The sequence below is a fragment of the Agrococcus sp. HG114 genome, from assembly GCF_024723325.1.
Lineage (GTDB): Bacteria > Actinomycetota > Actinomycetes > Actinomycetales > Microbacteriaceae > Agrococcus.
Genome location: NZ_JANQCH010000124.1, coordinates 1 through 6,848 on the forward strand (window position 1 = coordinate 1; position 6,848 = coordinate 6,848).

The 6,848-nt window shown below is 74.3% G+C and carries 6 protein-coding genes; 3 read left to right on the forward strand and 3 right to left on the reverse strand.

Translation table 11 applies throughout. From position 1 onward, the window contains the following. Positions 1-128: 128 nt before the first annotated feature. Positions 129-959, reverse strand: coding sequence for a purine-nucleoside phosphorylase (locus tag NWP09_RS10690; RefSeq protein WP_258275499.1), 831 nt, complete (start codon positions 957-959; stop codon positions 129-131). Between the two features lie 88 nt (positions 960-1,047). Here NWP09_RS10690 and NWP09_RS10695 point away from each other — a divergent pair, with 88 nt between their 5' ends. Together NWP09_RS10695 and NWP09_RS10700 are read left to right on the forward strand one after the other, a co-directional pair. Further along, a complete protein-coding gene (locus NWP09_RS10695) occupies positions 1,048-1,587 on the forward strand; it encodes a YaeQ family protein (protein WP_258275500.1) in 540 nt (179 codons plus the stop codon). A 35-nt stretch (positions 1,588-1,622) separates the two neighbouring features. Continuing rightward, entirely contained in the window at positions 1,623-3,062 is a 1,440-nt protein-coding gene (locus NWP09_RS10700) for an NAD(P)H-quinone dehydrogenase (protein ID WP_258275504.1), read from the forward strand. A gap of 13 nt (positions 3,063-3,075) precedes the next feature. On the opposite strand, the gene NWP09_RS10705 is transcribed toward NWP09_RS10700, so the two are convergent. Together NWP09_RS10705 and NWP09_RS10710 are read right to left on the reverse strand one after the other, a co-directional pair. Further along, positions 3,076-4,839, reverse strand: coding sequence for a biotin carboxylase N-terminal domain-containing protein (locus NWP09_RS10705; RefSeq protein ID WP_258275501.1), 1,764 nt, complete (start codon positions 4,837-4,839; stop codon positions 3,076-3,078). Between the two features lie 94 nt (positions 4,840-4,933). Further along, positions 4,934-5,500, reverse strand: a complete 567-nt coding sequence (locus NWP09_RS10710; protein ID WP_258275502.1) for a 4'-phosphopantetheinyl transferase superfamily protein — start codon at positions 5,498-5,500, stop codon at positions 4,934-4,936. A gap of 40 nt (positions 5,501-5,540) precedes the next feature. Between NWP09_RS10710 and NWP09_RS10715 the strand changes: the two genes are divergently transcribed. Next, the coding region (locus NWP09_RS10715; protein WP_258275503.1) for an AMP-binding protein at positions 5,541-6,848 on the forward strand (1,308 nt) is incomplete at its 3' end.

The window sequence follows — 6,848 nt, forward strand, 5'->3', positions numbered from 1 at the left end:
GAACGCATCCGCCACCTCGGCGAGCGCGGCCTCGTCGCCCGCCTCGGCGGCCGCGATCGTCGCCTCGAGCTCCGCCCTCGTCGCGTCGTCGGGGTCGGCGGCCGCCCACGCGCGGGCGGCGTCGAGGCTCACGCGCCCGCCCCGATCGCGGCGACGACGTCGGCGAGCAGGCGCGAGATGCGGCCCTCGGCCTCGCGGCCCGCCTCGATGACCTCCTCGTGCGAGAGCGGGGTGGTCTGGATGCCCGCGGCGAGGTTCGTGATGAGGCTCAGGCCCAGCACCTCCATGCCCGCCTCGCGCGCCGCGATCGCCTCGAGCGCCGTCGACATGCCGCAGATGTGGCCGCCGATCGCCTTCGCCATCTGCACCTCGGCGGGCGTCTCGTAGTGCGGGCCGCGGAACTGCACGTACACGCCCTCGTCGAGGCCCCCGTCGACGGTGCGGGCGATGTCGCGCAGGCGCGGCGAGTAGAGGTCGGTGAGGTCGACGAACGTCGCGCCCTCGAGCGGCGAGTCGGCGGTCAGGTTGATGTGGTCGCTGATGAGCACGGGCTGCCCGGGGCTCCAGTGCGGCTTGATGCCGCCCGCGCCGTTCGTGAGGACCATGACGGATGCGCCGGCGGCGGCCGCGGTGCGCACGGAGTGGACGACGCGGCGCACGCCGTGGCCCTCGTAGTAGTGGGTGCGCGCGCCGATGACGAGCGCGCGGCGGCCGTCGTCCGTGCGGATCGAGCGGATCGTGCCGACGTGGCCCTCGAGCGCCGGCTTCGAGAAGCCCGTGATCTCGGTCGCGGGGATCGTGTGGGTCGTCTCGCCGATGAGGTCGGCGGCGCTGCCCCAGCCCGAGCCGAGCGTGAGCGCGATGTCGTGCGCCTCGACGCCGGTGATGCGGCGGATGTCGTCGGCGGCCTGGCGCGCGACCTCGCGCGGGTCGGCGGGGGGATCCAGCGGGTGCGTCATGGCGCCCACTCTAGGGGCGGCGGGCCGCTCCGCCAGGCCGGGCGGCCACGACGCGCGCGCGGCGCTCGCGCGCCTAGGCTGGAGCACCATGGCCATCGGCGCGACCGTCCACACCTTCGACGTGCAGCTCTCGGACGTCGACCGCGGCGTCTACGAGCAGCGCTCGCTCAAGGTCGCGCAGCACCCGTCCGAGACGCTCGCGTTCATGGCCACGCGCGTGCTCGCGCTGTGCCTCGAGCACGAGGAGGGCATCGCGTTCGGCGACGGCATCGCGGGCGGCGACGAGCCCGCCGTCATCGCGCGCGACCTGACGGGCGCCATCACCGCCTGGATCGAGGTGGGCGCGCCCGACGCGGAGCGGGTGCACCGGGGCAGCATGGCGGCCGAGCGCACCGCGGTCTACACGCACCGCGACCCCGAGAAGGTCCTCGCGCGATGGGCGGGCAAGCGCATCCACCGGGCCGAGGAGGTGCGGCTCGTGTGGTTCGACCCCGGGTTCGTCGACGCGGTCGCCGACGCGCTTGCGCGACGCACGGTGCTCACCGTCTCGGTCATGGAGGCGACGCTCTACGTCGAGGTGAACGGGGCGGCGCTCACGACGGGCATCCACGAGCGTCGCGCGGCCTGACGCGCTCGCCGATCCGCGCGGCGAGATGCGCGATGATGGAGCGCGTGAGTGCATTCGAGCGCAAGCAGCGCGTGGTGATCATCGGTGGCGGACCCGGCGGCTACGAGGCCGCCCTCGCAGGGGCACGTCTCGGCGCGGACGTCACGCTCGTGGAGCGCACGGGCGTCGGCGGCAGCGCGATCCTCACCGACGTCGTGCCCTCGAAGTCGCTCATCGCGACGGCGGAGTCCGCCGCGGCGATCCGCGATGCCAGCCAGCTGGGCGTGCAGTTCTCGGTCCGCGGCGCCTCCGGCCGCCCGCAGCGGCCCGAGGTGGCGGTGAACCTCCGGGCGGTCAACCGGCGCCTGCTGTCCCTCGCGGCGAAGCAGTCGCTCGACATGAAGGCCGACCTCGAGGGCGCCGGGGTCACGATCGTGCAGGGCGAGGGGCGGCTCGAGGGCGCCGACCGCGTCGTCGTCTCGACCGGCAAGCAGGGCGCGGACTTCGACGAGTTCGAAGCGGACACCATCGTCGTCTCCGTCGGCGCGACGCCGCGCCAGCTGCCCTCCGCGATGCCGGACGGCGAGCGCATCCTCACGTGGACGCAGCTGTACAGCCTCGAGGAGGTGCCCGAGCACCTCATCGTCGTCGGCTCGGGCGTCACCGGCGCGGAGTTCGCGAGCGCGTACAGCCTGATCGGCGCGGAGGTCACGCTCGTCTCGAGCCGCGAGCAGGTGCTGCCGGGCGAGGACGCCGACGCCGCGCGGGTCATCGAGGAGGTCTTCAAGCGACAGGGCATGCACGTGCTCTCGAAGTCGCGAGCCGAGCGGGTCGAGCGCACGGAGCGCGGCGTCACCGTCACGCTCACGGACGGGCGCACCATCCAGGGCTCGCACTGCCTGATGGCCGTCGGCTCAATCCCGAACACGAGCGGGATCGGCCTCGTCGAGGCGGGCATCGAGATGACCGAGGGCGGCCAGATCCTCGTCAACCGGGTCGCGCGCACGAACCTGCCGAACGTCTACGCGGTGGGGGACTGCTCCAACGCGCTGCCGCTCGCGTCGGTCGCGTCGATGCAGGGCCGGACCGCCATGTTCCACGCGCTCGGCGACGCCGTCGACCCGATCTCCATGCGCACGGTCGCCTCGAACATCTTCACGCAGCCGGAGATCGCCACCGTCGGCTGGTCGCAGAAGGAGATCGAGGAGGGGATCGCGCAGGGCGAGGTGTACCGCATCGACCTCGCGACGAACGCGCGGGCGAAGATGATGGGGGTCGAGGACGGCTTCGTGAAGCTGTTCGCGCGCACGGGCTCCGGCACGGTCATCGGCGGCGTCATCGTCGCGCCGAAGGCTTCCGAGCTCATCTTCCCGGTGACGATGGCGATGGAGCACCGCCTCACCGTCGACCAGGTCGCCCGCGTCTTCCCGGTGTTCCCCTCGCTCGCGGGCTCCGTCTCCGACGCGGCCCGCGCGATGCACCGCGTCGAGGAGTAGCCCGGGGCGGGGGCTACGCGTCGGGCGTGATCGTCACGAGGCGGTGGCCCGAGGGCACCGTCTGGCCGACGGGAGCGTCGATCGCCGCGACGATGCCGTCGACGGGCGAGGAGAGCGGCTGCTCCATCTTCATCGCCTCGAGCACCACGAGCAGGTCGCCGGCCACCACGCGGTCGCCCTCCGACACCGCCGCCTTCACGACCGTCGCCTGCATGGGCGCGACGATCGCGCCCGAGCCGACGCCGCCCGCGAGCGCCGTGCGCGTGCGCCGCGGCGCCGGGCCCTTCGCGTCCTTGGTGTCGGAGAACAGGCGCTTCGGCATCGACACGGCGATGCGCTTGCCGTCGGCCTCGACCACGACCGTGCGACGCGGCTCGGGGCCGCCGAGCTCGCCCGGCTCGCCGCCCCACGCGGGGATGTCGTTCTCGAACTCGGTCTCGATCCACGAGGTGTAGACCGAGAAGGGGGCGCCGCCCTCCGGCGCGAACGCGGGATGGTCGACGATGCGGCGGTGGAAGGGCAGCACGGTCGGGAGCCCCTCGACCTCGAACTCCGCGAGCGCGCGCCGCGCGCGCGAGAGCGCCTCGGCGCGATCGCGGCCCGTGACGATGAGCTTCGCGAGCATCGAGTCGAAGTTGCCGCCGACGACGTCGCCCGCGACGACGCCCGAGTCGACGCGCACGCCCGGGCCGCTGGGGGCCCGGAAGACGCGCACGGGACCGGGCTGGGGGATGAAGCCGCTCCCGGCGTCCTCGCCGTTGATGCGGAACTCGATCGAGTGGCCCCTCACCTCGGGGTCGTCGTAGCCGAGCGCCTCGCCCTCGGCGATGCGGAACTGCTCGCGCACGAGGTCGATGCCGGTGACCTCCTCCGAGACCGGGTGCTCGACCTGCAGGCGCGTGTTGACCTCGAGGAACGAGATCGTGCCGTCGGCGCCGATCAGGAACTCGCACGTGCCGGCGCCGACGTACTCCGCGGCGCGGAGGATCGCCTTCGACGCGCGCCGCAGCTCCGCGTCCTGCTCGGCGGTGATGAAGGGCGCGGGCGCCTCCTCGACGAGCTTCTGGTGCCGGCGCTGCAGCGAGCAGTCGCGCGTGGAGACGACCACGACGTTCCCGTGCTCGTCGGCGAGGCACTGCGTCTCGACGTGGCGCGGCTTGTCGAGGTACTTCTCGACGAAGCACTCGCCCCGGCCGAACGCGGCGACCGCCTCGCGCGTCGCCGACGCGAACTGCTCCTCGACCTCGTCGCGCGAGCGGGCGACCTTGAGGCCCCGGCCGCCGCCGCCGAAGGCCGCCTTGATCGCGACCGGCAGCCCGTGCTGGTCGACGAACTCGAGCACCTCCGCCGCGTCCGAGACGGGGTTGATCGTGCCCGGTGCGAGCGGGGCGCCGACCGACTCGGCGATGTGGCGCGCGGAGACCTTGTCGCCGAGCTTCTCGATCGCCTCGGGGCTCGGCCCGATCCAGATGAGGCCCGCGTCGATGCACGCGCGCGCGAAGTCGGCGTTCTCGGCGAGGAAGCCGTAGCCAGGGTGCACGGCGTCGGCGCCGGACCGGCGGGCGACCGAGAGGATCTTCTCGATGACGAGGTAGCTCTCGGCGCTCGTCGAGCCGTGCAGCGCGTAGGCCTCATCGGCGAGCTGCACGTGCTGGGCATCGCGGTCGGGCTCCGCGTACACCGCGACCGAGCCGATGCCCGCATCGCGTGCGGCGCGGATGATGCGGACGGCGATCTCGCCGCGGTTGGCGATGAGGACCTTGGTGATGCGGCGCATGGTTCTAGAGCCTAGGCGTGCACGCATGGCGGATGCGTGCGGACGGCACACAGAGACGCGGGCGCCCGTTGCGGTTTCCCACAAAGGATGCGGCTCAGGGCCCGCTCGCGGTCACGTGCGGCGTGCCCGACGCGACCGGGAGCGCGAGCGCCGCGGCGTACCCGGCCAGCGGTGCGACGAGCTCGTAGGTCGCGAGCCGGCCGAGCGGGTGCCCAGCGGAGCGAGCGACGCCTTCCGCCTTCGCGACGGCCTCGGCGCGCACCCATGCGTGCCCGTCCTCGCGCTCGGGCAGATCGGCGAGCCGCTGCACGTCGATCCCCACGGGCGCTCCCGCGAGCACCACGGCGATCAGCACTCCCGAGTGCGAGACGGAGACCCAGGGCGCATCCTCGTGCAGCAGGCGCGGGGCGCCGTGCTGCCGGCCGCACGCGTCGCACGTCCGGTCGACGCGCACGGCCGCCGGGGCGATGCCGAGCCGCGCCGCGGCCACGGTGCGGAGGGTCGCCGCGGCGACGAGGGAGCGGCCGCGGTCGGCCGGCCGCTCGAGCCGCGCGATGCGCTCGAGCTCGACGGCGTCGAGGACGCCCTCGAGCGACCGGTCGGCGTGCGCGAGCGTCCGCCAGTGCACGGCGACGTCCGTCGCGGGGCGCTGCCCGCTCATCGGCGCATCCGGTGCCACGAGGTTAGGGTAGCCTCACCTCATGCAGATCGGTGTCCTGACCGAGCGCTCGCGGAGCGGGCTGCTCGACGTGCTGGCCGGCGACGTGGAGTCGGCGGCCGCCATCCTGGACACCCGCGGCATGCTCCGCTCGCGCGACGACCTGCGGCGCGACGTGCTCGCGCTCGCGGGGCGGCTCCCGGCGCTCGAGACCGGCAAGCGCCTCGTGCACGTGCCGCTGCGCGCCGACGCGGCGAGCGTGACCGCCTACCTCGCCGTGCTCGAGGCGGGCCATGTCGCGCTCGTCACGACCGATCACGAGCGCGCCGCCGCGATCGTCGAGCGCTACGCGCCGGACCTCGCGAGCACGGGCGACCCCGGCGCACCGTTCACCGCGTGGGATGACGAGCCGCGCCACCTCCTGCACCCCGACCTCGCGCTGCTGCTGAGCACGTCCGGCAGCACGGGCTCGCCCAAGCTCGCGCGGCTCTCCTGGGAGAACGTCCGCAGCAACGCGCGGGGGATCGCGGCGGCGCTCGGGCTCCGCGAGAGCGACCGGGCGATCACGACGCTGCCGCTGCACTACTGCTTCGGGCTCTCCGTGCTGCACTCCCACCTCGTGGCCGGCGCCTCGGTCGTGCTCCGCGAGGGCTCCGTCACCGATGCGGCGCTCTGGCGCGCCGTCGACGAGCTGGCCGTGACGACGCTCGCCGTCGTGCCGCACAGCATCGACCTGCTGGAGTCCACGGGCGAGCTCGACCGCCCCCATCCGAGCCTGCGCCTGCTCACCCAGGCGGGCGGCCGCCTCGCGCCCGAGCGGGTGCGGGCGCTCGCGCGATCGGGCGGGCCCCGCGGCAGGGGCCTCGCGGTGATGTACGGGCAGACCGAGGCGACGGCGCGGATCTGCGTGCTCGACCCCGCGCTCGCCGCCTCGAGCCCCGATGCGGTCGGCGAGCCCATCCCCGGCACCTCGGTGCGGCTCGACACGGGCGTGCCGGAGGCGGCCGACGGCGCCGGCGAGGTCGTGGTGCGCGGCCCCGGGGTCATGCTCGGCTACGCCGAGCACCGCGACGACCTCGCGCTCGGCGCGATGCTCGACGAGCTCCGGACGGGCGACCTCGGGCGCATCGGCGAGGACGGCCAGCTCCGCATCGTCGGCCGCCGCAGCGGCTTCGTCAAGGTCATGGGGCTGCGGATCGACGTCGCGGCGGTCGAGGCGGCGCTCGAGGCAGCCGGGCTCGCGGCGTGCGTGGGCGGCGACGCGACCGGGCTCACTGTCGCCGTCGAGCCGGGCGGCCCGGGCACCGACGAGCGAGCCCGACGCATCGCCGCGCGCGCCTCGGGCCTCGGG